25 protein-coding genes are annotated in these 26330 nt (G+C 65.6%); 2 read left to right on the forward strand and 23 right to left on the reverse strand.

From position 1 onward, the window contains the following. Window positions 1-42 precede the first annotated feature (42 nt). Entirely contained in the window at window positions 43-636 is a 594-nt protein-coding gene (locus K320_RS0110425) for a TetR/AcrR family transcriptional regulator (protein ID WP_024538782.1), read from the forward strand. 28 nt (window positions 637-664) lie between these two features. On the opposite strand, the gene K320_RS18390 is transcribed toward K320_RS0110425, so the two are convergent. The 8 genes from K320_RS18390 to K320_RS0110460 form a co-directional block, all read right to left on the reverse strand. Next, window positions 665-1792: an ABC transporter substrate-binding protein gene (locus tag K320_RS18390; protein ID WP_169730049.1), complete on the reverse strand. Its 1128-nt coding sequence runs from the start codon at window positions 1790-1792 to the stop codon at window positions 665-667. An 81-nt stretch (window positions 1793-1873) separates the two neighbouring features. Then, window positions 1874-2920: a branched-chain amino acid ABC transporter permease gene (locus tag K320_RS0110435; protein ID WP_024538784.1), complete on the reverse strand. Its 1047-nt coding sequence runs from the start codon at window positions 2918-2920 to the stop codon at window positions 1874-1876. Continuing rightward, entirely contained in the window at window positions 2920-3792 is an 873-nt protein-coding gene (locus tag K320_RS0110440) for a branched-chain amino acid ABC transporter permease (RefSeq protein WP_024538785.1), read from the reverse strand. The genes K320_RS0110435 and K320_RS0110440 overlap by 1 nt, the downstream gene beginning before the upstream one ends. Window positions 3793-3847: 55 nt before the next feature. Then, entirely contained in the window at window positions 3848-5710 is a 1863-nt protein-coding gene (locus K320_RS0110445) for an AMP-dependent synthetase/ligase (RefSeq protein ID WP_024538786.1), read from the reverse strand. After that, window positions 5703-6479, reverse strand: coding sequence for an ABC transporter ATP-binding protein (locus tag K320_RS0110450; RefSeq protein WP_245593862.1), 777 nt, complete (start codon window positions 6477-6479; stop codon window positions 5703-5705). Before K320_RS0110450 ends, K320_RS0110445 begins: the two co-directional genes overlap by 8 nt. Before the next feature lie 11 nt (window positions 6480-6490). Next, window positions 6491-7087, reverse strand: a complete 597-nt coding sequence (locus K320_RS18125) for an ABC transporter ATP-binding protein (RefSeq protein WP_342667228.1) — start codon at window positions 7085-7087, stop codon at window positions 6491-6493. Next, window positions 6991-7320 carry an ATP-binding cassette domain-containing protein gene (locus K320_RS19690; RefSeq protein ID WP_342667229.1) on the reverse strand — a complete coding sequence of 110 codons (330 nt, stop codon included), beginning with the start codon at window positions 7318-7320 and terminating at the stop codon, window positions 6991-6993. The genes K320_RS18125 and K320_RS19690 overlap by 97 nt, the downstream gene beginning before the upstream one ends. 83 nt (window positions 7321-7403) lie before the next feature. Further along, window positions 7404-8681 (reverse strand): NAD(P)/FAD-dependent oxidoreductase, encoded by a 1278-nt coding sequence (locus tag K320_RS0110460; protein WP_024538788.1) that lies wholly within the window; start codon window positions 8679-8681, stop codon window positions 7404-7406. 139 nt (window positions 8682-8820) lie between these two features. On the opposite strand from K320_RS0110460, the gene K320_RS18395 reads away from it, so the two are divergent. Further along, a complete protein-coding gene (locus K320_RS18395) occupies window positions 8821-9429 on the forward strand; it encodes a TetR/AcrR family transcriptional regulator (RefSeq protein WP_024538789.1) in 609 nt (202 codons plus the stop codon). Here K320_RS18395 and K320_RS0110470 read toward each other — a convergent pair whose 3' ends face one another. Genes K320_RS0110470 through K320_RS0110540 form a run of 15 tightly spaced genes read right to left on the reverse strand, consistent with a single transcriptional unit; the run spans window position 9430 to window position 26232 of the window. Next, window positions 9430-10647 (reverse strand): CoA transferase, encoded by a 1218-nt coding sequence (locus K320_RS0110470; RefSeq protein ID WP_024538790.1) that lies wholly within the window; start codon window positions 10645-10647, stop codon window positions 9430-9432. 1 nt (window position 10648) lies between these two features. Then, entirely contained in the window at window positions 10649-12316 is a 1668-nt protein-coding gene (locus K320_RS0110475; RefSeq protein WP_024538791.1) for an acyl-CoA dehydrogenase family protein, read from the reverse strand. Between the two features lie 11 nt (window positions 12317-12327). Next, window positions 12328-13659 carry a phytoene desaturase family protein gene (locus tag K320_RS0110480; protein ID WP_024538792.1) on the reverse strand — a complete coding sequence of 444 codons (1332 nt, stop codon included), beginning with the start codon at window positions 13657-13659 and terminating at the stop codon, window positions 12328-12330. Window positions 13660-13691: 32 nt separating this feature from the next. Further along, entirely contained in the window at window positions 13692-14546 is an 855-nt protein-coding gene (locus tag K320_RS0110485) for an FAS1-like dehydratase domain-containing protein (protein ID WP_024538793.1), read from the reverse strand. Continuing rightward, window positions 14543-16054 (reverse strand): 3-hydroxyacyl-CoA dehydrogenase, encoded by a 1512-nt coding sequence (locus K320_RS0110490; protein ID WP_024538794.1) that lies wholly within the window; start codon window positions 16052-16054, stop codon window positions 14543-14545. The genes K320_RS0110485 and K320_RS0110490 overlap by 4 nt, the downstream gene beginning before the upstream one ends. Before the next feature lie 2 nt (window positions 16055-16056). Continuing rightward, a complete protein-coding gene (locus tag K320_RS0110495; protein ID WP_024538795.1) occupies window positions 16057-16842 on the reverse strand; it encodes an enoyl-CoA hydratase-related protein in 786 nt (261 codons plus the stop codon). After that, on the reverse strand, window positions 16839-17645 hold the full coding sequence (locus K320_RS0110500) for an enoyl-CoA hydratase/isomerase family protein (protein ID WP_084301237.1): 807 nt from the start codon (window positions 17643-17645) through the stop codon (window positions 16839-16841). Before K320_RS0110500 ends, K320_RS0110495 begins: the two co-directional genes overlap by 4 nt. Before the next feature lie 38 nt (window positions 17646-17683). Beyond that, on the reverse strand, window positions 17684-19243 hold the full coding sequence (locus K320_RS0110505; RefSeq protein ID WP_024538797.1) for an acyl-CoA synthetase: 1560 nt from the start codon (window positions 19241-19243) through the stop codon (window positions 17684-17686). 37 nt (window positions 19244-19280) lie between these two features. Further along, window positions 19281-20483, reverse strand: a complete 1203-nt coding sequence (locus tag K320_RS0110510) for an acetyl-CoA acetyltransferase (RefSeq protein ID WP_024538798.1) — start codon at window positions 20481-20483, stop codon at window positions 19281-19283. Between the two features lie 10 nt (window positions 20484-20493). Beyond that, on the reverse strand, window positions 20494-21951 hold the full coding sequence (locus tag K320_RS0110515; protein ID WP_024538799.1) for a hydroxymethylglutaryl-CoA synthase family protein: 1458 nt from the start codon (window positions 21949-21951) through the stop codon (window positions 20494-20496). Continuing rightward, window positions 21948-22877 (reverse strand): alpha/beta hydrolase, encoded by a 930-nt coding sequence (locus tag K320_RS0110520; RefSeq protein WP_024538800.1) that lies wholly within the window; start codon window positions 22875-22877, stop codon window positions 21948-21950. Before K320_RS0110520 ends, K320_RS0110515 begins: the two co-directional genes overlap by 4 nt. Then, entirely contained in the window at window positions 22874-23626 is a 753-nt protein-coding gene (locus tag K320_RS0110525) for an SDR family NAD(P)-dependent oxidoreductase (protein WP_051384892.1), read from the reverse strand. The genes K320_RS0110520 and K320_RS0110525 overlap by 4 nt, the downstream gene beginning before the upstream one ends. Continuing rightward, the gene (locus K320_RS0110530; RefSeq protein WP_024538802.1) at window positions 23626-24447 is read right to left on the reverse strand and encodes an enoyl-CoA hydratase/isomerase family protein; all 822 of its coding nucleotides are present in this window, start codon (window positions 24445-24447) and stop codon (window positions 23626-23628) included. Before K320_RS0110530 ends, K320_RS0110525 begins: the two co-directional genes overlap by 1 nt. Window positions 24448-24457: 10 nt before the next feature. Beyond that, window positions 24458-24952 carry an aromatic-ring-hydroxylating dioxygenase subunit beta gene (locus tag K320_RS0110535; RefSeq protein WP_245593863.1) on the reverse strand — a complete coding sequence of 165 codons (495 nt, stop codon included), beginning with the start codon at window positions 24950-24952 and terminating at the stop codon, window positions 24458-24460. Beyond that, a complete protein-coding gene (locus tag K320_RS0110540; RefSeq protein ID WP_024538804.1) occupies window positions 24949-26232 on the reverse strand; it encodes an aromatic ring-hydroxylating oxygenase subunit alpha in 1284 nt (427 codons plus the stop codon). The genes K320_RS0110535 and K320_RS0110540 overlap by 4 nt, the downstream gene beginning before the upstream one ends. Between the last annotated feature and the right edge of the window lie 98 nt (window positions 26233-26330).

The following is a 26330-nucleotide window of genomic DNA, read 5'->3' on the forward strand; positions in this document are numbered from 1 at the left end:
TAATTTCAAGGGATTGATAAACTCCCCGAGACAGGAGAACCCATGCCCCGAGTACGTTCAGACGATTACGAAACCAAGAGCCACGCAATCCTCGACAGTGCCGCCGCGCTGTTCGCGAAGGAAGGCTACCCATCCGCCAAGATGCAGGATATCGCCAAGGCCTGCGGCGCGACCAAATCGATGCTGTACCACTATTTCCCGACGAAGGACGATCTGCTGTTCGCCATGCTCATGGAGCATCTTGAACGCGTGGTGCACAGCGTGGAAGACGCCATCGCCCTGCACGTCCCGCCGCGCGACAAGCTGCAGGCCATGGTGCAGGTTTACACGCAGAAATCAGCCCAGTCGCGCAGGCGCCACATGATCGCGATGCAGGACGTGAAGTACCTGCCCCGCGCCAAACAGACTCCGCTCATCGAGCTGCAGCGCACGTTGACCGACCGGGTCGCCCAATTGCTGCGCGAGGTCAATCCCAACCTGCCCGATGACGTCTACAAGCCGTACACGATGATGCTCGTCGGCCTGCTCAACTGGACCGACATGTGGTACAGGCCCGGCGGCGCGATGAAGCCGCAGGAACTCTGCGACCGGCTCGCCCGCCTGTTCCTGAAGGGGTTCCTCGCGGAAAAGGGATGATTCGCGGGAACCCTTCAGGCTCATCCCATTACTGCACTATCTTGTAGGTGGCCGATGCGGGATCTGCCTTGAGGAAAAACAGCTTGGGGGCAGCCAGGTGATTTTCCGCCGTGAAGCTGATCGGCGTCATGGCTCCGGTTTCCAGATTGGTCACTTTTGCCAGCTCAGCATTCGTGCAATCCCAGGTCGGCGACTTGCCGCAGTGATCGATGGCCGTGAACAGCGCTCTCGCTGCCGCATACCCGGTGAAACTGTAGCGATTGACACGGGCACGCTCTTCGGGCGAAAGGTATTTATCGAGCTTGTCCATGAATCCCTTGGCCTCGGGCGAGCTCTCCAGGTAGACGTAGTCCACCGTGTAGACGTTCTCGCCTGCCGAGCCCATCATCTTCGCGCTCGCCGGCACGCGCGACACATAGGTGACGCCAACGGGGATTTTCAGGCTGATGCGTTCCAGCTCCTTGACCATGGTGATGTTTTCACCCAGCACCCCTCCTGCCATCAGCGCCTCGGCGCCCGCCTGCTTGACCTTGAGAATTTCCGAGGAAAAGTCCGATTGCCCCTTCTTGTAGATCTGGCTGGACACGACCTGCAGGTTTTTTTCCTTGGCGACACGTTCAAACCCATCGCGCACGTTTTCACCGTAGTCATCGTCCTGCGAGATCACGGCCCATTTTTTACCCGGGTAGCGGTCCGCCATTTTCGAAATCAGCCCGTAGACCGCCTCTCGCATGTCGTAGCCGACCGCAAAGACGTTCTTGATGACGGGCTTGTACAAACCCTCGTACGTGGTGATGGGCGCCATCGCCGGAATGCCTGCCTGCTTGATCAGAGGCATCGCAGCCTGTGCCTGCCCGGTGCCCGATATGGACGTGAAGGCAAATATCTTGTCGCTGCCGATCAGCTTTCGCACCCCCTGAATGGTGCGTGAAGGCACGTAGCCGTCGTCCTCCGAAATCAGGCGCACCTTGCGGCCGTGAATGCCACCGGCCGCGTTGACTTCCGCCACGGCCGCCTTCACCCCGAGGTTGTGTGCCACTCCGAGCAGCGCGGGCGGGCCGGTCAGCGGCAGGATGTCGCCAATCACGATTTCAGTGTCACTGATGCCCTGTTGCTGTTGCGCTGCCGCATGGAAAGTGAAGCCGGCGGCAAGCAAGCCGATGGCAAGCGAAGTGAGTCTGCGGTTCATGAGGTGGGTCTCCTGGTTGCAAAGAATGGCCGAAGCCGGTGTGGATGATCAATATCTGAGCGGCCATTGCACCCAGGCATGGCGCAGGTCATGCCAGATGCCGCGCAGGCCGCGCGGGTCGAAACGGAGGAAGGCGATGATCGCCACGCCATAGAGAATGGTCTTGATCTCGTGCGAACTGGTGGTCATGGCGTCTGCAAGACGCCCTCCGAGGAAGGACATCAGGACCGAGAAAACCTCCGGCAAGGTGACGATGAACACCGTCCCCAGCACGGCCCCGAGCACCGAACCTATGCCCCCGACGATCACGATGGCAAGAGCCTCGATGCTGAGCAGGAAGGGGTAGCCCTCAACCGACACGAAGCTCATGTAGATGGCCATCAGACCGCCAGCCAGCCCCGCGAGCGCCGAGCTGATGAGGAATGCCAGAAGCTTGTATCGCACCAGGCTGATCCCCATCGTGCGCGCAGCAATGTCGTTGTCGCGCACCGCCACCAGGGCGCGACCGACATAGGATCGGCGCAGGTTGAGGACGGCCAGCACGGTCAGGAAGGCGACGCACAGACAGAACCAGTAAAAGGCCCGGTCGCTGGAAAGATTCATGCCGAGAATCACCGGCCGCTCGATCATGATGCCGCTGCCGCCGCCCGTGAGTTCGCCGCCCGCCAGGATCGCGGCGCTCACGATGTAGGAGAACGCCAGTGTCGTGATGGCCAGGTACAGGCCATGCAGGCGCAGCGATGGAATGCCGACGACGAGGCCAAACACCGCAGGCAGCACCGCCGACAGCACCAGCGCAAGCTCGGGCGGCAGACCCCAGCGTGAGACGGCGACCGCGTAGGCATAACCCCCAAGCATGAGAAAGCCCACGTGGCCCAAAGAAATCAGCCCCGTGAATCCCGTGAGCACCATCAGTCCCAACGCGCCGACAGTCGTGAAAAGAATCACCGTCAGGTGCGACAGCAGATAGCCGCTCAGCAGGAATGGTGCCGCCAGCAGCCCCAGCAGCAACACGGTCACCCACCCCTTGACAACGGGCGAATCCGTGAGAACGACCAGGTCGCTGTAGCTTTGCTTGAAATAACCGCTGCGCATCAAACCCTCTCGATTCGCTTTTCACCGAACAGCCCAAACGGACGGACCATCAGCACCACCAGGATGAGAATGAAGCCGGCGATTTCCTTGAACGTGCTGGGCAGATAGCCCCCCACGAGGTTCTCCAGAACACCGATGAACAGCCCGCTGAAAGCGGAACCGAGCACGGAGTCGAAGCCACCCAGCACCGTGGCCGGGAAGGCCTTGAAGCCGATTTCATAGATGGTGGGAACCAGCCCGTAGATCACTGCGAAAAAGGCGCCGGCCAGACCGGCAAGGCCGGAAGCCGAGGCCCAGGCCACGGCCTGCACGCGCGCGGTGGACACACCCATGAGCCGTGCGGTCTTCTCGTCCGCAGCGACCGCCCGCATGGCGACACCAAATCGGCTGTGGCGCAGGAAGAACCAGAACCCAGCGATGGCCAGCAGCAGCACCAGGATCACGGTGATCTGGCTCATCCGCAGGCCCATGCCTCCTATATGGACGATGGTGTCCGCTCCTTCGACATTGAACTTGTGCGGCGCGGCACCCCAGATCAGTGTCACCAGGGCCCGCAGCACCACCGCAAGCCCCACGGTCACCAGCACCACCGACAAGACCGGCTCGCCGAGCATGGGACGCATGATCAGCCGCTCACACACGAGCCCCAGGATCGCTCCCACAACCACGGCAACGATGATGGTTGGAACCGCGCTGGTCCCCAAGGCCGTGGCGATGGACCAGGAACTGTAGGCGGTGAGCATGCCCATCTCGCCTTGGGCGAAATTGATGATGCCGGTCGCCTTGAAGATGACGGCGAAACTCATGGCCACGAGACCATAGATCGCACCGACCGCCAATCCCGAAACGACCAGTTCGAGAAAATAGTTCACCCAATCTCCTTGCTGCGCACGGCCGGGCGCACCTGTTCCTGCGATGACTCAAGGTTCATTGCGCGTCTCCGTAAATTTGTTCGAGCTCGCGCGCGAACTTCTTGTTGATGAGTCCGCGGCGCACCTTCTGCGTGGCCGTGAGCTCGCCATCGTCGTGGTCCAGCTCCTTTTCCAGCAACACGAATTTGCGGATGTTCTCGACGCGGGCAAACTTGCCATTCACCTCATCGACCACCTGCTGGATCAATTCGCGCACCTCGCTCATCTGTGTCAGCGATTTGAAGGTCGTATAAGGCAAGTCGCGCTCGCCAGCCCAGCGGCCCACGCTATCAAAATCGATCTGAATCAGACCCCCCAGGAATTTCTTGCCCTCGCCCACCACGATGGCTTCGCGCACATAGGGACTGTCCTTGAGCGCGTTCTCTATCTCGGATGGCGCAATGTTCTTGCCACCGCTCGTGATGATGATGGCCTTCTTGCGATCAACGACCGCAATCTCATCCTTGGCGCGCACCTCCACGATGTCGCCACTGGCCAGCCAGCCGTCGCTGGACAGAATGTCCTGCGTCCCCTTGTCATCGAACAGGTAGCCGCGAAACACCCCGGGTGAGCGCACAAAGGCCTCGCCATCCTCGCCCACTTTCCATTCGACGCCCGGCATGGCAGGCCCGCAGCTGCCCGAAACGAATGGCCGCCCCGGTACCTGCACGAAAGCCAGTCCGCCGGCCTCGGTCAGGCCATAGCCCTGCCCCACCGGCAGGCCGATGATGTCGAAGAACTTCAGCGTCTCCGGTGACACCGAAGCGCCGCCGCACATGCGCGTGTGGGTGCGGTTCAACCCCATGTGGCGCTGCATGTTGCGAAACAACAGCAGGTACCAGAGGCCGAACTCGGCCCGATCGCCCAGATCCACGAGGCGGCCCTTCTGCGCGCGTTTGTCCGACAGCACGCGCCCGCGCTTCATGCCGGCGCGGTACAGCCAGCGCTGCACGCGCCCGCTGTCTTTCATGCGGAAATCAAAATTCTGCTGCAGCTTTTCCCAGATGCGGGGTACGCCCAGGAAGAAGGTCGGTGCGATCTCGCGGATGTTGGCGGACACCGTATCCACGGATTCGGCGAAGTTGACGCAGCCGCCTGTGAGCAGGTGCAGCACCGTCGAGTAGCCGCGCTCGGCCACGTGGCACAGCGGCAGATAGCACACGGACTCAAAGCGCTTGCCCACCATCTGGCGCGCCGCCGCGTAGGAGTACGCCGCGAAGATGAAGTTGCGGTGCGTGAGCATCGCCCCTTTGGGCGGCCCGGTCGTTCCCGAGGTGTACACGAGAATGTTCACGTCGTCGGGCAACAGGCGGTCCACGCTCTGATCGAGGCGCTGCTCGGCCAACGGGTCTTCCTGCACCAGCTGGTCGCCCAGCGCCATCAGGTGTTCGAAACTGCCCGGCTTGCCCGGCGCATAGCGGCGCAGCCCCTTCATGTCGACACAGAAAATATGCTCCAGATGGGGCAGGCCGGCCCCTTCCTTCATGGCGTCGAGCACCTTGTCGGTCTGCTCCTGGTCGCCCGTGATGGCGACCTTGGCCTGGCAGTGGCTGGCGATGTACTGCACTTCGGGCCAGGGGTTGGTGGGATAGATGCCGACGACCTGCACGCCCAGCATCTGCGCACCGAGGTCCGCATAGAACCACTCCGGTACGTCTTCGGCCGCGATGACGATGCGGTCACCCCGCTGCAAGCCCAGCTTCATGAAGCCCAAAGCCACACGGCGCGCATCCCGGTAGTAGTCGGCCCAGGTGCGTCCGCGCCACACGCCTTGCACCTTCTCCCGCAGCGCCACTTGTTGTCCGCGCTCCTGCGCACGCAGGCGCAGCAGTCCGGGCAGCGTCCCGTCCCCGCGCAGCAGGGCGCCATGTTCAAACATGCTCCGCCTCCTCGCCGAGGTAGGCCCGCAGTACCACCGGATCGGCCGCCACCTCCGCCGGCGTCCCTTCGGCGATCTTCGATCCGAAGTCCAGCACGTAAACCCGGTCGGACAAATCCATCACCACCTGCATGTCGTGTTCAATCATGAGCACCGCAACCCCGAATTCATCACGTATGTCCAGCGTGAAGCGCGCGATGTCCTCTTTTTCTTCACGATTCATCCCTGCAACGATTTCATCGAGCAACAGCAATTTGGGCTCGCAGGCCAGCGCACGGCCCAGTTCGACACGCTTTTGCTGGCCGTAGGCGAGCTGGCTCACGGACTTGTCGCGCAGTTCTTCGATTTCGAGGAACTCAATGATCTGCTCCACCTTTTCGCGCGCTGCGATCTCGTCGCGGCGCGGCCGCCCCCAGAACAACAGCGACTCCAGCACCGAATAGCGGAAATGGATATGCCGCCCCACCAGCAGGTTTTCCACCACGGTGCCGTGGCGAAACAGCGCCAGATTCTGGAAAGTACGGCCTATACCCAGGCGCGCGAATTCGGAGGGTTTCAGCCCCGCCGTATCCCGCCCCTCGAACAGAATCTGCCCCTGGGTCGGCGGCAGCACGCCACTCACCAGATTGAACGTGGTCGTCTTGCCCGCGCCATTGGGGCCAATGAGGCTGACGATTTCACCCGGCATCACCTTGAGGCTGACGTTGTTCACGGCCGTCACACCGCCAAAGCGCTTGGAAATACCCCGCGCCTCCAGGACGGGAGTCATGCTGTCCTGCGTCATGACAACCACCTCTTGCGTCGCTTGTAATGCTTCACGTCTTTCATGCTGGTGCGGCCGGGCTGGGTACTCAATCCAAGATAGAACTCGCGCACATCGGTGTTGCGGCGCAGCTGCTCACTGGTGCCATCGAGTACGACACGCCCGTTTTCCATGATGTAGGCGTAATCGGCGATGGCCAAAGCCCGGTTGGCGTTTTGCTCCACCAGCAGGATGGTGAGCCCCGTGCTGTCGCGCAGCTTTTGAATCGTGCGAAAAATATCCGTCACGATCAGCGGAGCCAGACCCAGGGACGGTTCATCCAGGGCCAGCACCTTGGGCTGGCTCATCAGCGCCCTGCCGATCGCAACCATCTGCTGCTCACCACCGGAGAGATAGCCCGAGATGCTCTGGCGCATCTCCGCCAGGCGCGGGAACAGATCGAACACGAAATTGCGCGCCTGCGCGAGCTTTTCAGAGCCTTGCAGGTGGGCGCCGGCTATCAGGTTTTCCTCCACCGTCAGCGTGGCGAAGAGGCGACGGCCTTCGGGCACCTGCACCATCCCGTTCTTGACGATGTGCGGCGCGGGAGCGCGCTCGATGGCTTCGCCGAACAAATGGATGAACCCTTTTCTATTTCTCCGTCCTCGGCATCCAAAACACCTGAAATGGCCTTGAGAACACTGGATTTGCCAGCGCCGTTGGAGCCCAGCAGGGCAACGATCTGGCCCGGCCGCACTTCCAGCGACACGTCACGAACGGCCTCGATGGCACCCCCGTAAACAATCTGAATGTTGTGCACGGCAAGAGCAGGCGGGGCCGTTGAAACCGGCGCGCGCGTATCCGTCATTGATGATTCATCCCGATATAATTAGTCCGACGTGTCGGACTTTGATTTGGATCAAAGTATAAACACCAAAGACCGTTTTTTGATTAGGGATTACCCGGATTTTGAGCGCTTTGGCCGGGAAAAATCTCTCTCAACGGAAGCGACTCATCCGTCAGGCTTGCCGGGTTCAGCAGTACCGGCTGCTGCGCCAGAGCGCGCCGCGTGGCCATGAAGTCGCCCGGCCGATTGACCGCGTCGATCGCGAGCAATTGCCCGCCACGCAGGTAGAAAGCACAGAAGCTGCGCGCGCCGGGGTCTCCACGCAACAAGCAGCGGTCGTGCCCCTGCGACAGCCCCGCCGTTTGCAGTTTCAGATCGTACTGATCCGACCAGAACCACGGCACGCTGCGATTCGGCTTGGGTTTGCCGCAAAGCCAGGACGCGGCGGCGCGCGCCTGCTCTAGGGCATTGGGCACCGACTCCAGCCGCAGTTCGCGGTCGTAAAGAGGATGGTGCTGCAGCGTGTTGTCCCCGGCCGCCACGATGTGCGGGTCTGCGGTGCGTGCGAGTTCATCCACCGGAATGCCGCCCTCACCCGCCAGGCCCGCTGCCACAGCAGCCTCGACATTGGGCAGCATGCCGACGCCTGCCACGACCAGATCCGCGGGAACGCGCTGACCGTTGCTGCAGTGCACGGCCACGATGCGCCCCCCCTCGCACGTCACGCGCTCGACACCAGCGCCTGTCAAGATTTCCACGCCCGCTTCGCGATGCACGCTTTCGTAAAAGCGCGATACCTCGGCACCCGCGACGCGCGCAAGCACACGCGGCTGCGCCTCGATCACAGTGACGCGCGCGCCCAGTCCGCGTGCGGAAGCAGCCACTTCAAGCCCCACGTAGCCGCCGCCAACCACAACCACCTGCGCATCCGGGCCGAGGCTCGCTCGAATACCATCGGCATCGGCCAGCGTGCGCAGATAAAAGAGATTGGACGGCGGCGGATTCCGTGCATCGATGCCCTCGCACACGAACGGCCTGGGGCGCCCACCCGTGCACAGGGCAAGCTTGTCGTAGCGCAGCGTCGCACCGTCGGCCAATGTCACGGCACGGCCCGTAGGATCAATGGCAGCCAGGCGAGCGCCCTGTACCCGTTCGATACGCGCCGCCTGATAGGCCGCGGCAGGGCGCAATGCCAGGGCATCCACATCGGCCTGGCCCAGCAGGTAAGCCTTTGACAGGGGGGGGCGCTGATAGGGCACAACCCGCTCGTCACCCAGCAGGACGATGCGATCCGTCCAGCCCCCCTGCCGCGCGGCCACCGCCAGTTCACTACCCGCATGCCCCGCACCGACGATGAGCAATCCGCTGCCTTGTGTCTCCATGGTTTCCCTTGCCGTTTTCGATCTATCGTTTCACATAGTCCGTCCAGTCGGTCTAATTATATCCTTCATGGACTAAAATCGCAATGCGCCGCCTGGTGCGTTGGGCAGACGGGCGGCCAATCGGTGTTGGAGAAATGCAATGACGCGTGTGCGTGCGGATGACTACGAAGCAAAACGACAAACCATCCTTGACAAGGCCGCGGCGCTCATCGCGCGCAAAGGCTTCGACGTCGCCACCATGCTGGACGTGGCCAAGGCCTGCGGCGCCTCCAAGTCGCACCTTTACCACTATTTTTCGAGCAAGGAAGATTTGCTCTTTGCCATCGTGCATGAGCACATCACCGCGCAAGCCGCCGAACTCAATCGCATCGTGGCACAGCCCTTGCCCGCGGAAGAGCGCTTTGCGCAGTTCGTGGACACCTTCATGCAAGGCGCGGCACGCTCGCGCAACGAGCACCTGATTCTGATGAACGACATCAAGTTTCTGCCCAAGGCCCAACTCGACCAGATCCGCCGCCTGGAAGCGAATTTGACCGAGCTGATGGAAGACCTGCTGCGCGAGATCAATCCCGAATTCATGGCCGAAGAGCATCTTCAGAAGCCTTATGCCCTGCTTTTGTTCGGCATGATGATCTGGACCTTCTCGTGGTACCGCCGGACCGGATCGATCGCGCCGCACGAACTGGCGCAGCGCATTTCAACCTTGTTCGTCCATGGGTTCAAGGCCCTGCCCCAGACCTTGAACTGATCAGTCCGCCGACGCGACGATGCGCCGGTCGTGCAGGCGCCCGAACGCCGCCGCATCGAGGCCCAGCAACTCGGACAGCACTTCCGCCGTGTGCTCACCCAGGCGCGGAGCCGCTCGTGGCGGCAAACGGCCGGAACCCTGAAAGTCCAGTGGAACGCCTGGCGCGAGCACGGTCCCGACGCCTGGCTGCTCGATGGCCGCGAACATCGGGTTCGCGATCGAGCACTCCGGATCATCGCGCACGAGCTCAGCGACGTTCTGGTAGCGGCTCCAGCACACACCGTGGTGCTTGAAGGCAGCCGCCACCTCGGCAAACGACCGGCGTGCGATCCAGTCCCCCACGATGTCACCGATCTCGCGCCGTGCCTGGAAGCGATCGCCCTCGCGGGCCAGCTCAAGCCCCAGGCGACCGCCCAGCGCATCCATCTGCGCGCCAGTGTCCGTCGCATTGCAGATCGAACGCCACTGCTTGCCGGTCAGCCCCACGACCATTACGCGAGCGCCATCCGCGCAACGGAAATCGCGGCCGAACGCGCCAAACAGCTCGTTGCCATGGCGCTGGCGCGGCTGACCCTGCCGCGCCTCGGCGATGAAACCGAGATGTCCCATCACGGCCAGGCCGACGTCCTGCAGCGCGAGCTTGACATGCTGGCCCTCTCCCGTGCGGCTGCGGTGCCTTTCGGCGGCAAGCAGGCCTACCGCCACCATTTGCCCGGTGATCAAGTCCCAGGTCGGCAGCACGTGGTTCACCGGCTCGCCACTGTCCTGCGGCCCCGTCATCGACGGCAAGCCCAGGCTCGGGTTGACGGTGTAGTCGACGGCCGAGCCGCCATGGCGATCGCCCTGCAGAGTGAGCTGGATGAGGTCGGTGCGCCGCTCGCGCAGCTTGTCGTAGTCAAGCCAGCCGCGCGGGGGGAAATTGGTGACGAACAGACCGGCATCCTGGCCCGGCGCCGTGATCAGCGCCATGGCGATCTCGCGGCCTTCAGGCGATGACAGATCCAGCGCCACCGAGCGCTTGGACTTGTTGAGGCCGCACCAGAACAGACTGGTGTTGTCCTGCGTCACCGGCCAGCGGCGATAGTCCAGCCCACCGCCCAGCGTATCGATGCGGATCACGTCGGCACCCATCTGCGCCAGTGTCATGCCACCCAGTGGGGCGGCCACGAAAGCGGCCGCCTCCACCACACGCATGCCGCAAAGAACACCCTGGGCCATGTCAGTTGCCCCCCGCAGTGATGCCCAGCGCGCGCTCCATCAGGCTGCGCGCCACCACCTTGAGCGCGAGGGTTTCCTCGGCACCTTCGAAGATCGACAGCACGCGCGCATCGACAAAGTAGCGGCTCACGGGCGTTTCTTCCGCGTAGCCCATGCCGCCGTGCAGCTGCAGTGCCTCACGCGTGACCAACTCGGCCGAGCGGCAGGCCAGCAGCTTGACCAAACTTGCCTCCATGCGGCCGTTGCCGCCATCGACGATGCCGGCCACCGTGTAGGCCAGGCGCCGGCAGACTGCCAGGCGCGCCCCCATGCGCGCCAGCTTGGCCTGCGTGAGCGCGAACTCCGCCAGCGGCGCGCCAAAGACCTTGCGGTCCTGCGTGTAGCGCACGGCGGCGCGCAGTGCCGCGCGCATCACGCCGCAGGCGCGCGCCGAGGTCTGCATGCGCCCGCCGACCATGCCCGAGAGCGTGTAGTAAAAACCCTTGCCCAGGCCCGCCTCGCCGCCGACCACGTTGGCGTCAGGCACGAAATAATCCTGGAAAGAGAGATCGAAGGAGTGCATGCCCCGGTAGCCGATGGTGGGGATGGCGCGGCCCGTGAGCTTGCCGCCGCCTTCTTGCTCCACCTCGAACTCGTGCGTGTCCACCGAGGGTTTCTCGGCCAGCAGCACCGACAGGCCCTTGTGGCCCAGCGATCGATCGGGGTGGGTGCGCGTGACCACCATCAGCACGCCAGCCTTGCCCGCGAAGGTGCACCAGGTCTTGGCGCCGTTGAGCAGCCAGCCGCCATCCACACGCGTGCCCTTGAACTGGCAGGCCGCGAGGTCGGAGCCATAGTCGGGCTCGGTCATGGCGATGGCGCACAGCGGATCGCCGGTGGCCAGGCGCGGCAGCCAGTGCGCCTTTTGCGCCTCGGTGCCGCCCGCGAGCAGCGCGCGCGTGAGGATTTCGGGCCGCGTGATCAGGCTGCCCGCCGCCGCGAGCGAACCCTCGGACAAGGCCTCGGTCACGACCACCATGAGCAGTGTGTCCTCATGCTCATTGGGCGCGCTGCCGCCGAAGCGCTCGGGAATCGCCAGGCCGAACACGCCCATCTCGCGCATGGATTGCAGCAGCGGCTCGGGCACCGTGAGGTCGTCGCGGTGGATGGCCTCGGCCTGGGGCGCCACCACCTCCTCGGCGAAGCGGCGGAAGGCGTCCTGGGCCAGCGCGTGCGGCTCGTCGAGGGTGATCTCGCCGACCAGCCCCTGCGCCTCGATCACGCCGCGACCGGCGGCCTGCAAGGCCTCGGCGCTGCCAGCGGCCTGGCGCAGCGCACGCCATTCCGGCGCGGCGCGCAGGTGGTCCACCTCGGCCGGATCCAGACCGGTTTCGGCATACACCATGTCCAGGCGGTCAAGCAGCGCCACCACGGCATCGGCCGCGAACACCAGCGCCAGCTGCGCCTGCATTGGTGCGCTCGCGGGCGTGAGTGCCCCGATGGCGGTTTCGGCCGCGAGCAGCTCGGCGCCGGCCCAGGCCAGCTCGAAGCTGGCCACCTGGTGCTCATCGAGCCGCCTGGCACTCAATCGCCCGTCTTCCATGCAGCTTCGCGCCAGCGCCTGGACGCCGGCATCGAAAAGGAGCCTCAGCCGCGCCAGGACGGTGGCGGCACTGTGAAGGTGTTCCATATGACCTGAGTTCATGCCGCCTGGCCCACGCCCAGCACACCCAGCGCTTTGTGGGCGGCCTCGCGGCCCGTGTCGACACACGCCTGCGTGCCCCCGCCACCGTAGTCCTTGACGGCATCGCCCACGTTCCAGAGGTTGGGCAGCGGTGTTTCCTGCGGCATGTCGTAGCCGGCGCAGGAGCGCTGGGCGGGCCACTCGTCGCGCATCACGCGAATGGACAGGATCTTCGCATCGGCAAAGCCGGGGAACTCGTTGCGCAGGTCCTGCAATCCCAGCTCCGTCTCGGCCTTTTCGTCGAAATCGCCCAGTGCCGGCTTGGGCACCACATAGGCGACATACAGATGCCAGCCCGGCGGCGCCATCTCGGGGCACATGGCGGTGAGTTCGCCCAGGTTGCACAGGCGCTCGGTGTTGGCGAAGGTGATCAGACCCGGCTGGTCGATCAGGCGCTGTTGGGTGGCGAAGTTGACCACGATGTTCGCCGCCGGGCGCAACACTTTGCGCGCCTTGGCCACGTAGGTCTCGCCCATCGCGGCTTCGCCAGCCAGCCTGATCGTCGCGCTGGGTCCGACATTGCTGATCACCACACGGGCCTCGACCCGTTGCGTCACGCCATTGCGCACTACATCCACGCCGGTCGTACGGCCGTTGGTCACGTGAATTTTGCTCACTGGTGCGTCGAGCCAGATCTCGCCGCCCTTGGCGCGGATGCCATCGCCCAGGTCGTTCCAGACGCCGATGGTGCCGCGCGGGCAAAAACCGAAGCGCTTGAACGCACCCTTGAAAGCGAAGTAGGTCAAGAAGGCGCGCGCGGGCAGTTCATCCGCATTGGCGGCCCAGATGGCCGCGCAGAAGTTGCGGAACAGGCGATGCACGGTCTGGTTCTTGGTGAACTTGCGCAGCCACTCTTCGGTGGTGATCGCTTCCTCGGGCAGCTCGGTATTGCCCTTGCGTACGTCGCCGAAGCTCGCGCCGATCTTGGCCGCTGCCTTGGTCAGCCCCCCGAGGATCAGATTCCAGCCACCGCCCTTGCTCGGATCGATGATCTTGCCGTCGATACGGAACACGGTCGCCGGCTGCGGCTCGCGCACATCCAGCGGCACACCCAGCAGATCGAAGGTCTGCTCGAAACTGCTGCCGCGCTCGATGGCGATCGCGCCGCGGTTGACGATGAAGCCATCGATCTCTTCGCTGGATGCGCGGCCGCCCAGGCGGTCCTGCGATTCGACCAGCAGCACTTTTCTGCCGGCGGCCACCAGATGGGCCGCAGCGCTCATGCCGCCCGCGCCGGCGCCGATCACGACGGCGTCGTAGCTGTGGGTTGTATTCGTGGATGAAGTCATTGCATATCCTGGTTGAGAAGGTTGATTCGTTGTCACCGGTAGCGTGCGGACGCGGTCATGCCGACCATGCCGGAGGCATCCGTGGTCCAAAGCGCCGCGCCCTCGGCCTCCTGGCGGCCGCAGAGCGTCAAAGGCTCGGTATCGAAGGCCGGGCGCTGGGCCCGGAACCTGAAGTGGGCGGGCGGGGCCGTTGCTTGACCTTCGCGCGCCAGCAGGTCCAGCAGCAGCGTGGCCAGCAGCGGGCCGTGCACCACCAGCGCGGGGTAGAACTCCTCGCGCGTGGCGTAGTCGCGGTCGTAATGGATGCGGTGGCCGTTGTAGGTGAGCGCGGAGAAGCGGAACAGCATCACCGGATCGGGCGATACGGCGCGCGACCAGCCGGCGTCGGTGGACGCGGGCTCTCCGGGCGGCAGCGGCGCGGGCGCGGCGGGCGCTTCGCGGTAGACGATGTGCTGCAGCTCGCTCAGGCACGGCTGGCCGCCTTGTTCCAGCTCGTGCGCAACGGTCACGAAGACCAGCGCGCCGGCCTTGCCCTGCTTGAGTTCGACGCTGCGCACGGTGGAGGTCTTGCGCGCGGCACGGCCCAGGCGCAAGGGTTCGTGCAATGTGAGCTCACCTGCGGCCCACATGCGGCGCGGCAGCGGCACGGGCGGCAGGAAGCCGCCGCGCTTGGGGTGCCCATCCACGCCCGTGCCCTCGCGACTGGGCGCGTCAAGAAAGTAGAGCCAGTGCCAGGGCAACGGCAGCGCGTCGCCCTCGCCAGGCACGTCGGCGCGGTCCAGCAGGCCCGCCAGTGCGCGCGCCGGAAAGGGGTCGAGGTGCTGCTCGCGGGTTTCGCTGCGGCCGACCCACTGGCGCAGATGGTCGATGTCGATGGGCGCGTTCATCGCGCCGCCTCTGCCGTGGTCAGCGGCAGGCCCAGCGCCACGCGGCGCACGAGCCAGGCGCTGGGGCGGTAGCGCGGATCACCCGTCGCGGCGAGCTGGGCGCGCAGGATCTCCAGCATCCGGCCGGCGCCGAGCCTGTCGCCCCAGCCCAGCGGCCCCTGCGGATACCCCAGGCCCAGGCGCACGGCGTCTTCCAGATCGGCCACGCTGGCGATGCCGCGCTGCGCGATGTTGGCGGCGATGTTGACGATGGTGGCCATCACGCGCTGCGCGATGAAACCGGGGCTGTCGTTGATCAGGGTCACCGGCGTGCCGTCCTGGGCGAGCAGCGCGTGCGCGGCATCGCGCGCTGCAGCGCTGGTCACGGCCGTGAGCATCAGCGTGCGGCGCAGCGCGAGCGCCGGCAGCGGGTCAACGGCGACGCAGCGCGCGGCGTCCAGGCCCAAAACCAGCGCGGTACTGGTGGCGTCCTGGCCCCAGGGTTGCACGATGGCAAGGTCGGCGTTGGCCGCGTCATCGGCCAGGCGCGCGCCAGCGGCCGACACGAGCTCGCGCAAGCCGGCGCCGCCGCTGACCTGCGGGTCCACCCACACGGTGAGCGCCTCGGGCAGCGGCGGCACGGGCTTCGCGGGCGGCTTTTGCTGCTGGCCATCGACATAGCGGTACCAGCCCTCTCCGCTCTTGCGGCCGAACAGGCCGGCGGCCACCCGCGGCGCCACCAGGGACGAGGGCCGAAACCGGGGTTCTTGCTGGAACTGCTCGTAGATCGAGGTCATCACGCGCGAGGACACGTCCAGGCCCGTCAGGTCCAGCAGCTCGAAGGGGCCCATGCGAAAACCCAGCGCCTCGCGCAGCACGTCGTCCACGTCGGCCGGCGTGGCCACCTGCTCTTCCACGATGCGCAGGCCCTCGGTGTACAGGCCGCGCCCCGCGTGGTTGATGAGAAAACCCGGCTGGTCGGCGGTGACCACAGCGCGGTGGCCCGCACCCTCGGTGAGTTCGCACAGGCGCCGCACCACGGCGGGCTCGGTGCGCACGGCGGCGATGACCTCGGCCACCTTCATCAGCGGCACCGGGTTGAAAAAGTGCAGGCCCGCCACGCGCTGCGGCCGCTGGCAGGCGGCCGCGATCTCGGCCACCGTGAGCGACGAGGTGTTGCTCGCCAGGATGGCGTCTTCGCCGACCAGGCCTTCAAGCTCGCGGAACAGCGCGCGCTTGACGTCCAGATCCTCCACGATGGCCTCGATCACCAGCTCGCAGTCCGCCAGATCGGCCAGGCTTTCACAGGCGTTGAGGCGCGCGCGCGCCGCGGCATGCCCGGCGGCGGCCATGCGGCCCTTTTCCACCGCGCGAGCGAACATGCCGTCCACGTAGTCCATCGCCTTGGCGGCGGCGCCGGGCTGCGCATCGTGGCAGCGCACCGGGTGCCCCGCCTGCGCGAACAACTGGACGATGCCGCGCCCCATGGTGCCGGCGCCGATAACGCCGATGGTGATTTTTTCTGCCATGTTCATTCGCCCTTGAAGTCGGGCTTGCGTTTGTCGAGGAAGGCCCGCATGCCTTCGGTCTTGTCGGCGGTGTCGAAGAGCAGCAGGAACTCGCGGTTCTCCAGCGCCAGCGCGGCGTCCAGGGGCAGGTCGGCACCCTGGCGCAGCGCGCGCCGAGTGGCTGCGACCGCCTTCGGCGGCATGCGCGCTGCCTTCTTGGCCAGCTCCAGGGCGCGGGACAGCGCTTCTCCGGCCGGCGCGAGCTCGGCCACCAGGCCGAGCTCGAAGGCGCGCTCGCCGCTCAGTGGCTCGCCGGTCAGCAGCAGCAGGCTGGCAACCTGCTTGCCCACCGTGCGCACCAGCCGCTGCGTGCCGCCGGCGCCGGGCATGATGCCCACGGCCAGCTCGGGCTGGCCCAGGCGTGCGCTCGCGTCGGCGACGATGAAGTCGCACATCATGGCCAACTCGCAGCCCGCGCCGAGCGCGAAGCCGCTCACGGCGGCGATCACGGGCTTGCGGCTGTTCGCCACCGGTGCCCAGAACTGGCCGAGGTCGATGTCGGCGACATCCTGGGCACCCTTGTCCACCAGCAGGTTGAGGTCGGCTCCGGCCGCGAACACCGCATCGCCGCCAGTAATCACGATGGCCCTCACCGCCGCCTCGGCGTCCAGCGCCGCCACGGCCTGGGCGATCGCGGCGCGCATGGTCAGGTCCAGCGCGTTGCGCTTGTCGGGCCGGTTCAGGGTGACGACGCCGACGGCGCCATCACGGTGCACCAGCACGGGCGCGTCGCTCAATGGCGTCGTCATTGACTACCTCCGCCGCGCAGAAAATCCGGCGCCCGTTTCTCGCTGAATGCCGCGTAGCCTTCCTTGAATTCATCACCGAGCAGGCACACTGCCTGGTCGTTCTCCTCCCGGGTCAGTTCTTCGGCCAGGGAGCCCGAGATCGCATTGAGGCGCTGTTTCATGCGGCTGAACGCATCCTGGGGCAAACGGGCGAGTTCCAGCGCCTGCTGCACCGCCGTGTCCATCACCTGCGCGTCGGGCACCAGCAGGTCCAGCAGCCCGAGGCGATGCGCCTCCTCACCCTCCACGGTCTTGCCACTGGTCAGCATGCGGCGTGCGGCGCCGATGCCGACCCGGCGCGGCAGTGTGAGCAGCTGCCCCCAGTCCGGCACCAAGCCCAGGCGCAGAAAGGGGAACATCACCCGGGTGCCAGGCCCGCCAACGATGCGGTCACCCAGCAGGGCCAGGCCGACCACGGCGCCGGCCGCGAAGCCTTCCATGGCACTGACCACCGGAAAGCGCGCGCTGGCCACGAGCCGGCACAGCACGTGGATATGCTGCATGCGATCGCGTGCCTGCGCCTCGGTCAGGCCGAGCATGCTGGGCACATCGCCGCCCGCGGAAAACACGCCACCCACCCCGCCGATCACCAGGGCGCGGGTGCTGCCCTCGTTTTGCAAGGCCTGAATCTGCCGGGTCAGCTGCTCGCGCACATCGAAGTCGATGGCGTTGCGCTTGTCCGGGCGGTTGATCAGCAGGCGCGCCACATGGGGCGCCGGTCTGTCCATCAGCACCACCGGAGGGGGATTTGCAGGGTTTGTCATAGATCCATCGTCCGAGCGGGGAGCGGAAAAAAGGGGACTCAGGCCACCCGGCGGCTGCGGTCGGCCCAGTAGGGTTCGCGCAGCTTGTTCTTCTGGATTTTTCCAGCACCGGACAGGGGCAGCTCGGTGCGCACCTCGACGCTGCGCGGGCACTTGTAGTTGGCGATCAGGCCCTTGCAGTGCGCGATCAGCTCAGCCTCGGACACCGTCTGTTCGGGCTTGAGCACCACCACCGCGTGCACACTCTCGCCCCACTTTTCGCTCGGGATGCCGACCACGGCGCACGCCGCGATGGCGGGGTGCTTGAGGATGGCGTTCTCGACTTCTGCCGAATAGACGTTCTCTCCACCGCTGACCACCATGTCCTTCATGCGGTCCACGATGAAGATGAAGCCCTCCTCGTCCATGTAGGCGCCGTCGCCCGAATGCACCCAGCCGTTGCGCAAGGTTCTGGCGTTGTCTTCCGGGCGGCCCCAGTAACCCAGCATGGCCGACATGCCGCTGGAGGCAATTTCACCCACCGTGCCGCGCGGCACTTCGTTGCCATCGCCGTCCACGATCTTGATCTCGGCCAGCGCCGCCGCGCGCCCGGCCGAGCGCAGCTTGCCCTGCGCGCGCCCTTGGGCCGTGTGGTAGTACGGCGGCAGGTAGCTCACGCAGCCCGACAGCTCGGTCATGCCGTAGCCCTGCATCAGCGACAGCTGGGGCAAGGCAGCACTCAGGCGATCAAGCAGCGTTTCAGAGATGGGCGAAGCGCCGTACACCATGAACGTCAGGCTCGTCAGATCGAAGCTGCTGTACGCCGGGTGGTCCAGCACCATCTGGATCATGGTCGGCACCAGCAGCGTGTCTGTCACGCGCTCGCTCTGCACCGTCTCCATGAACTGCAGGGCATCGAAGCTGGGCAGCAGGACATGCGTGCCCCCGGCGATGAATTGCCACCACACCCCCAGCGCGCCGGCCAAATGGAATATGGGCGCCGCATGCAGGTACACCGGGCCCACCGGATAGCCGATCGCCAGCCGGTTCAGGGCCGCGCCCATCAAGCCATCGTGCGAGATCATCACCCCCTTGGGGAAGCCGGTGGTGCCACCGGTATAGAACACCGCCGCCAGGTCGGAGCCGCCCGCACGCACATCGTCCACGGGCTCGGCCTGCGCCACCAGTTGTCCATAGTCGAGCATGTCCGCCGGGCACGCACCGTCGCCCAGATGGATAACCTTGCGCAGCGTGCGCGATTCGGCCCGCACCTCGTCCATGCGGGGCAGGTGGGCATCGTCGACAAACAGCAGCGTGGTCTCGCAGTCGTTGAACGAGAAGGCCAGTTCCTTCGCGCTCCAGCGCGTGTTCGCGGGGTTGATCGCCGCACCCAGCCAGAACACCGCCATGATGACCTCAAGGTAGCGGTCCGAGTTGAGTGACAGGATGCCGACTCGGTCGCCTTTTTCGACGCCAAGACTGCGCATGGCACCGGCGAGCCGCCGGACGCGATCGGCGAATTCGGCATAGGTCTGGCGACGTCCTTGGGCGATGGTCGCGATGCGCTGGGGACTTTGCTGCAGCGCGCGATGGAGGGATTGCGTGATACCGACTGTCATGATTCACTTATCGAAAATGGATGAAGCGCGGCTGGCCTCATGCGCCTTCCAGGCCCACGATGGACACCGAGCAGACGTTCTGCGACGGCTGGCCCCCGAGGTTGTGCGTCAGCCCCATGGTCGGGTTGCTCAACTGGCGCGGCCCCGCCCGGCCCTGCAACTGCAGGTACATCTCGTAGAGCATGCGGATGCCGCTGGCGCCGATGGGGTGGCCGAAGCACTTGAGGCCGCCATCGATCTGGCACGGGATCCTGCCGTCCGCATCGAAAACCCCATCGAGCACGTCTTTCACCGCGCCGCCGACGTCCGACAGGCCCAGATCCTCCATCGTCACCAGCTCCGTGATCGAGAAGCAGTCGTGCACCTCGGTCATGCTGATCTGCTCGCGCGGCTTCGCGATACCGGCTTCCGCATAAGCCCGCTGCGCGGCGATGCGCGCCGTGTGCACGTAGCTGCCGTCCCATTCGCTCGACTGGAGCTCCCAGCCGTTGGACACGACCACCTGCAGCGCCTTGAACGTGACCAGGTCACGCTTGCCCAGGCTGCGCGCTATTTCGGGTGTCGTCACGATGACCGCGGCGGCGCCATCCGAAACACCCGCGCAGTCGAAAAGCCCCAGCGGCTCGGCAATGATGGGCGCCTTGAGCACCGTCTCCTCGCTCACCGCCTTCTGAAAGTGGGCCTTGGGGTTCTTGGCACCGTTGGCGTGGCTCTTGACCGACACATGCGCGATCGCGCGCTTGAGCAAGGCGGCATCGACACCGTGGCGGCTGCGGTACGCGGAAGCAAGCTGCGCGAAGTTCGCCGGCGCCACCGCGTTCGGGTACCACTGCGGAATGTAGGTGCCCACGGTGGCCATCGGCAGCCCACCGTAACCGGTGTCCTTGAGTTTTTCCACGCCGAGCGCCAACGCGATGTCGCAGGCGCCCGCGGCCACGGCATAGACGGCGGCGCGCACGGCCTCGGAGCCACCGGCGCAAAAATTCTCCACCCGCGTGATGCCGATGTTCGGCAGGCGCAGAGCGATGCCCATGGGCGTGCCGCCGCGGCCCGTGCCGACATCATCCATGTGGGTCGAATACCAGGCTGCCCCAAGCTGCTCGGGCGCGATACCGGCATCGGCCATGGCCTCGTTGTAGGCCTCGACCATCAGATCTTCGGGGCTGGCATCCCAGCGCTCGCCGAACTTGCTGCAGCCCATGCCGAGGATGGCTACCTTGTCCTTGATACCTTGTGCCATGGTGTTCTCCTCAGGCCTTTGCGCCACGTACCGGGGTGGCCTTCCAGAAATAACGGGTGAAGTGGCGGCGCTCATCGACATCCTTGATGCGGAACACCATCTCCATCGCCGAGCCGGAATCCACCTCCCCCACGTCCAGGTCGGTGAAGTCCATCAGGATGCGGCCGCCGCCCTCGAAATCGATCTGCCCGTAGTGGTGGGGCGGCGCCGGGTGGTAGGACAGGTATTCGGCCGACCACGACAGGATCTTCGCCGGCCGGTCGGCCAGCCTGTAGGGCCGCTGCGTGTCCTGCAGCGGCTTGCCCTGGTCATAGGAAATGCGCGAGGGCGGGAAATGCACGCTGCCCGTGACCTCGCAGCGCCCGGCGACCAGGCCCAGCAGCGCCGCGCGGTGGCGCCAGGCCGTTGACAACGCCGTTTTCTTGTCCTGCTCGCCGCGCATGCCGCGCTCAAGCTGAAGCTGCCCCTTGAAGGCAAGGAACTTGGTGTAGCTGCGCTCCTCGGCACCACGCGCGATCCATGCGTGCACGCCGCGCGACGGCCGGAACGTGCCGGCGGCATCGGTGGTGCGGAACACCAGCGCCTGCGCACCGCTGCCGAACTGCGCCAGCACGATCACCTTGCCGGGCTCGGCACGCTCCAGCAGGTGCGCCAGCACCAGCAACGCGTGCGGCAGGCCGCTGTCGCCGATCTGAGCGAACAAGGGATCGACCACCGCCTCGGCGCGGATGCCGCAGGCCTTGGCCAGCTGCGCGTCCATCTTGGCGAAGCTCGACGGGAAGATCAAATGGTCCACCTCGGCCGGCGCCACGCCGGCCTGCTGCAGCGCATCGGCCACGGCGCGCGGCACCAGCTTGGAGAGGCCCTCGTCGCGCACCCAACGTTCTTCCCAGTGGTAGTCGATGTCCTCGCCCGCTGCACGGAAGTGGTCGACGAAATCGACGGACAGGGTGCCTGCACCCAGAAATTCGGCCAGCACCTTGTCCTGGCCGATCAGCAGGGCCGCGGCCGCGTCACCGTACTCGATCTCCTGCGCGCTCGCCGCGAGCGCCTTGCGCGCGTCGGACGCCAGCACCAGCACATCGCCACCCCCCGCACGCACGCGCGCCACGGCCTGGGTCACCGCCGACAGCGCCGCGCGCTGCGAGCCGCCCAGATCGATGGCGTCGATGTCGTCGTCCAGGGTCAGCGCCCCGGCCACCACGCCGGCGTTCAGGCGCTCGGCAAACGGCAGCGTGCCCGACGCCAGCAGCACGCTGCGCACGTGCCGGCGATCCTCGCCCGCGCCCAGGCAATCGCGCGCGGCGGCCACGGCCATGGTGATGCTGTCCTCGTCCCAGTTGACCATGGAACGCGTGCCCTTGCGCGCCGCAAAATGCGGCGCATACCAGGCGTTGGCCTGCGCGACCGCCTGGCGCGAAAGGCGCAGGCGTGGCACATAGCCGCCGAATCCGGTGATACCTATCATTGAGCTGTCTTTCGATTGGAGGCGGCGTCAAAGCACGCCGAGAGAAACCGCCCGCCGCCGGCCAGCGCATCGCGCGCCTCGGCCAACAGGGTCGGGAATTGCTGAAACACATGGATCATTGCGGGCCACACCTGCAGTTCGGCCGTGGCACCTGCCGCTCGCGCCCGCTGCACGAAGGCCTCGGAATCGCTGACGACCGTCTCGCGTTCGCCCACCTGCAGCAGCATCGGCGGCAAGGCGGCGAGCTCGTCGGGCGCCGCGAACAACGGCGACGCCAGCGGGTCCTTGGGGTTGCCCGCGCTGCCCAGATAGTTGCGCGCCATGGCCGCGATCATGGGCCGCTGGTGGATCGGATCGAGCGTGGCGCGGGTGTCATAGCTTTGGCCCGAGGCCGTGAGATCGGTCCAGGCGGACAAGCCCCAGTAGGCGGCGGGCATCAGCTCACCGCGGCGGCGCAACGCCAGCAGCAGCGACAAACCCAGGCCACCCCCCGCCGAATCGCCCGCGACCGCGATCCGCTCTGCCGCCACGCCCTGCGCGCGCAGCCAGCCATGGGCGGCCAGCGCATCTTCCAGCGCCGCGGGATAGCGGTGCTCTGGTGCCAGGCGGTAGCCCACGCCCAGCACGCGCGCGCCACTGGCGGCGGAGATGCAGGCCATCAGCTCGCGGTGCGAGGCCAGCGAGCCCACCTGGAAGCCCCCACCGTGGAAATACACAACCGTGCGCCCCATGTCCGCACCAGGCGCCGTCACCCACTGGCAGGGCACATGGGCTGCCACCACATCCTGGATATCGGCCGCGCCAGGCGCGCTGAACAGCTGGTCCCAGTCTGCGCGCATCTGGGCCACCGTGGTATCACGCCGCCAGCCACCATAGACGGCCTTGACGCGTGCGATGACGGATTCGACGGCCTCATGCTTCGTCATGCGCCACACCCCATGCCGCCGGATACGCCCAGCACCTCGCCGGTGACATAGCCCGCGCCCTCCGACGCCAGGAAAGCCACGGCAGCGGCCACCTCATCCGACGTGCCGAGCCGCCCCGCGAGCGTGGCGCCGGTCATGGCCGTCATGATCTTGTCGCCTTCCTGCGCCACGGCCTGGCGCAGCAGCGGCGTGTCGATCGGACCCGGCGCGACGACGTTGGCCGTGATGCCCTTGCGGCCGTTCTCGCGTGCAATGGAGCGGGTGAAGGCGATCACACCGCCCTTGGCCGCCGCATACACCGAGCCGCCGCGCGAGCCGAGCCGACCTGCCTCTGACGCGATATTGATGATGCGGCCATAGCCAGCCGCCTGCATTCCCCCGAGTACGGCGTGCGTGGTGTTCAACACCGACTCCAGGTTGACGGCCAGCAGGCGGCGCCAGTCGGCCGGCGTGGTCTGCGTGAAGAAAGCGTGCTGATCCACGCCCGCGCTGTTGACCAGGACATCGAACGGACCGTGCGCCTGCACCACCGCCGCGACAGCGTCGAAGTCGGTCACGTCCAACCGTACGGCGACGCCATCAGTGTCTGCAGCCAACCGGGCAGCAGTTTCGAGCTGCAGATCGGCAATGACCACGCTCGCGCCGTCGGCAGCCAGGCGTGCGCAAATGGCCGCGCCGATGCCGCTGGCACCGCCCGTGACCAGCGCCCGCCGACCCGCCAGGGGGACAGAAGATGCCGGCGCCACCATCAGCGCCCCGTAAAGCGCGGTGCACGCTTGTCGATTACCGCCGCCAGGCCTTCCAGCGCATCGCCCATGCCCGAGAGCACGGCCTGCGTGTGGTTTTCCTCGGGCATCGCGGCCTCCACACCCTGCCCAATACCGTTCCAGAGCAGGCGCTTGGTGTTGGCCAGCGCCGCCGGCGCGCCGGCGGCCAGCTGTCGCGCCAGCGCCAGGGCTTCGTGCCGCAGGGCGTCGTCTGCCACCACACGGGTGACCAGGCCCATGTCCTTGGCCTCGGCCGCCGTGATTGTCGGGTTGAGCATCAGGATTTCCATCGCGCGGCGCAGACCCACCAGCTGCGTGAGGGTGACCGACACTCCGGCATCCGGCACCATGGCCACGCGGGTGGCGCCGGCCAGGAACTTGGCCGATTCGCCCGCCACTACGAAATCCGCGGAGCACACCAGCCCCATGCCGCCGCCGCCGGCCGCGAAGCCCTGAACCGCGCAGACCACGGGCGGATTCAGACGGATCAGGCCCGCCGCCACCAGCTGCAGATAGCCCGTCGCCACACGGATGTAATCCGGCAGTTCGGCGCCTTTGGACAGGAAGGTGTGCACATCGCCGCCGGCACAGAAATTCTTGCCCTCTCCGGTGATCAGCACGCTGCGCACGCGCCCGTCGCCATGCACGCGCATCACGACTTCGTGCAATGCCTTGAGTAGCTCGATGTTCAGGCCGTTGGCCGATTCGGCTCGGTTTAGCCGGATGTGGGCCACGCCGTCGGCATGGAGCGCCAGCAAGGCTGGCCCCTCGCCAACCAGCACCGTAGGGGACGTATCCGTCATTGCTGCTTCCTCAGATCAGAAAGGCCATCGAATACAAGGCCGACTGGTTGTTCACCAGCACGACTTTCTTGAGCACCATGCGGAAGTCATCACCCTCACGCCGCAGCGTGTACTCGTTGCGCGAGGCCCAGACGACGTCGCCGCGCGGGTGCGACTCGAACAGCATCGCATTGGCCGCGGCACGGATTTGCTTGCCGTCGTCCTCGATGAGCTCCACGTTCGACACCACGCGGCGCAGTCGCGACTGGGGCGTCTGCCCAAAGCGTTTGCCGGTGTGGTACTGACGAATGCGCAAGGCAATGCGCGATCGGTTGTCGTAAACGATCGACATCTTCTGCTCGGGGTCGATGTCGTCGCCATTGGCCGGCACCCAGTAGACACCGTCATCCGCCCACAGGCTTTCCCAGGCGTCGTATTGGTGCTCATCCTGAAGCCGTGCTTCGCGATAAATGAACTGCGTCACATCCTCCAGGGTTGCGCGCTGCGTCGGGGTCATGCCCATCATGCTGCCTCCATCACGGCTTTGTAGTGCCGCCAGATGCCGCGGGTCGGCACTTCGTCGGTGTTGTCTCCAATCAGGAACCCATCCTCGTCACGCCGCTCCCGGTGCCTGCCGCGTCCGATGTAATTCCATTCGGGGTTTTTCATTTGCACTCCCTGCTGCGTCCGCTCATACATCGACGCGTCGTCGGCCAGCAGGAAACCGGCCGGGCCAACCGAGCCCATGGTTTGCTGACGCATGCGGCGGTTGAGATCCGGCGCTCCCTTGAACTGCAGGGCCGTCACATGCTGCACGGTCTCGTTCACCGCCACCGGCTGGATCACGAACATCTGGATCTCGGCGATGAACAGATTGGGGAAGACCATGATGTGGGGCGTGCCATCGATCATGATCTTGCGCGCCTTCTCTTCGCCATAGGCTGCGTTCATCCTGGCGACGTAATCGGGCAGTTTTTCGGGGGTCGTGCCGAACCAGGAAAGCGGCACGTCGCGCTTGCGGAACTCAGGGCGCAGATCGTTCTCGGTGTGCCCATTGCCATAGTCGCGCGAGACGGCGGTGGACTCGGCGCTGTAAAGGTCACCGATCTTGCTGTCCGCCACCTCGAAGATGGACGCATGCACGAACGAGGGATGGTAGCCATCCGTTTCGTTCTCCATCACGATCTTCCAGTTCGCCTTGACCTTGTGCTTGAGGAATCCGGCCGTGATCTGGACTTCGCCTTCGGGGGAGGTATCGCACAGCGCATCCAGCGCATACCTGGCCCCGCCCAGATGTTCCTCCAGACTCGGCCCCTCGGCGGCCATGGAGCCGAACACGAAGCCGCGGTAGTTCGCCACGCGTGCGACCTTGCCCAAGCCCAATTCACTACGATCTACGCCCTCATAACCGGAAGGGAAAGGAATGCCTTTGATGGCTCCGTCGTTGGCGAAAGTCCAGCCATGGTACGGGCAGGTAAATGAGCGCGCGCTGCCTTGCTCCGTCGTGCAGACGCGATTGCCTTTGTGTGGGCAGCGGTTGTGCAGCAGATGAATGGCGCCCGACTTGTCACGGGTCATGATGATCGGCTCGGGACCGATGGACTTCATCACGAAATCATTGACATTGGACACTTCGCTTTCATGTCCAACATAGACCCAGGTGCGGAACCATATTTTGTTCAATTCTTCTTGGTATACAGCAGGGTCTGTGTAGAGCGAACCGTGCACGTGGTCGGCTCGAATCAGTTGATCCCATGCCGGTGCAGGCCCGGCAGGCGCACTGGGAATAGCGGCGCAATGTTCCAAAAGAATATCTCCTATCGGTGGTTGCAGAAATTCGTGTTGGTGCAATAATAGACCGTCTGGACGGACTATGTCAATAGTCAAACAGCATCTTCACATTC

Source organism: Comamonas badia DSM 17552 (assembly GCF_000484635.1).
Lineage (GTDB): Bacteria > Pseudomonadota > Gammaproteobacteria > Burkholderiales > Burkholderiaceae_C > Comamonas_C > Comamonas_C badia.

What these genes read in the sequence shown, in the direction of transcription:
- K320_RS0110425 (WP_024538782.1), top strand. Translation starts at nt 43, where the DNA reads ATGCCCCGAGTACGTTCAGACGATTACGAAACCAAGAGCCACGCAATC.
- K320_RS18395 (WP_024538789.1), top strand. Translation starts at nt 8,821, where the DNA reads ATGACGCGTGTGCGTGCGGATGACTACGAAGCAAAACGACAAACCATC.
- K320_RS0110450 (WP_245593862.1), bottom strand. Translation starts at nt 6,479, where the DNA reads ATGACTCCCGTCCTGGAGGCGCGGGGTATTTCCAAGCGCTTTGGCGGT.
- K320_RS0110510 (WP_024538798.1), bottom strand. Translation starts at nt 20,483, where the DNA reads ATGGCACAAGGTATCAAGGACAAGGTAGCCATCCTCGGCATGGGCTGC.
- K320_RS0110485 (WP_024538793.1), bottom strand. Translation starts at nt 14,546, where the DNA reads ATGAACGCGCCCATCGACATCGACCATCTGCGCCAGTGGGTCGGCCGC.
- K320_RS0110525 (WP_051384892.1), bottom strand. Translation starts at nt 23,626, where the DNA reads ATGGTGGCGCCGGCATCTTCTGTCCCCCTGGCGGGTCGGCGGGCGCTG.
- K320_RS0110490 (WP_024538794.1), bottom strand. Translation starts at nt 16,054, where the DNA reads ATGGCAGAAAAAATCACCATCGGCGTTATCGGCGCCGGCACCATGGGG.
- K320_RS0110495 (WP_024538795.1), bottom strand. Translation starts at nt 16,842, where the DNA reads ATGACGACGCCATTGAGCGACGCGCCCGTGCTGGTGCACCGTGATGGC.
- K320_RS0110530 (WP_024538802.1), bottom strand. Translation starts at nt 24,447, where the DNA reads ATGACGGATACGTCCCCTACGGTGCTGGTTGGCGAGGGGCCAGCCTTG.
- K320_RS0110480 (WP_024538792.1), bottom strand. Translation starts at nt 13,659, where the DNA reads ATGACTTCATCCACGAATACAACCCACAGCTACGACGCCGTCGTGATC.
- K320_RS0110535 (WP_245593863.1), bottom strand. Translation starts at nt 24,952, where the DNA reads ATGATGGGCATGACCCCGACGCAGCGCGCAACCCTGGAGGATGTGACG.
- K320_RS19690 (WP_342667229.1), bottom strand. Translation starts at nt 7,320, where the DNA reads ATGACGGATACGCGCGCGCCGGTTTCAACGGCCCCGCCTGCTCTTGCC.
- K320_RS0110520 (WP_024538800.1), bottom strand. Translation starts at nt 22,877, where the DNA reads ATGACGAAGCATGAGGCCGTCGAATCCGTCATCGCACGCGTCAAGGCC.
- K320_RS0110470 (WP_024538790.1), bottom strand. Translation starts at nt 10,647, where the DNA reads ATGGCCCAGGGTGTTCTTTGCGGCATGCGTGTGGTGGAGGCGGCCGCT.
- K320_RS0110500 (WP_084301237.1), bottom strand. Translation starts at nt 17,645, where the DNA reads ATGACAAACCCTGCAAATCCCCCTCCGGTGGTGCTGATGGACAGACCG.
- K320_RS0110460 (WP_024538788.1), bottom strand. Translation starts at nt 8,681, where the DNA reads ATGGAGACACAAGGCAGCGGATTGCTCATCGTCGGTGCGGGGCATGCG.
- K320_RS0110445 (WP_024538786.1), bottom strand. Translation starts at nt 5,710, where the DNA reads ATGTTTGAACATGGCGCCCTGCTGCGCGGGGACGGGACGCTGCCCGGA.
- K320_RS0110505 (WP_024538797.1), bottom strand. Translation starts at nt 19,243, where the DNA reads ATGACAGTCGGTATCACGCAATCCCTCCATCGCGCGCTGCAGCAAAGT.
- K320_RS0110435 (WP_024538784.1), bottom strand. Translation starts at nt 2,920, where the DNA reads ATGCGCAGCGGTTATTTCAAGCAAAGCTACAGCGACCTGGTCGTTCTC.
- K320_RS0110475 (WP_024538791.1), bottom strand. Translation starts at nt 12,316, where the DNA reads ATGGAACACCTTCACAGTGCCGCCACCGTCCTGGCGCGGCTGAGGCTC.
- K320_RS0110515 (WP_024538799.1), bottom strand. Translation starts at nt 21,951, where the DNA reads ATGATAGGTATCACCGGATTCGGCGGCTATGTGCCACGCCTGCGCCTT.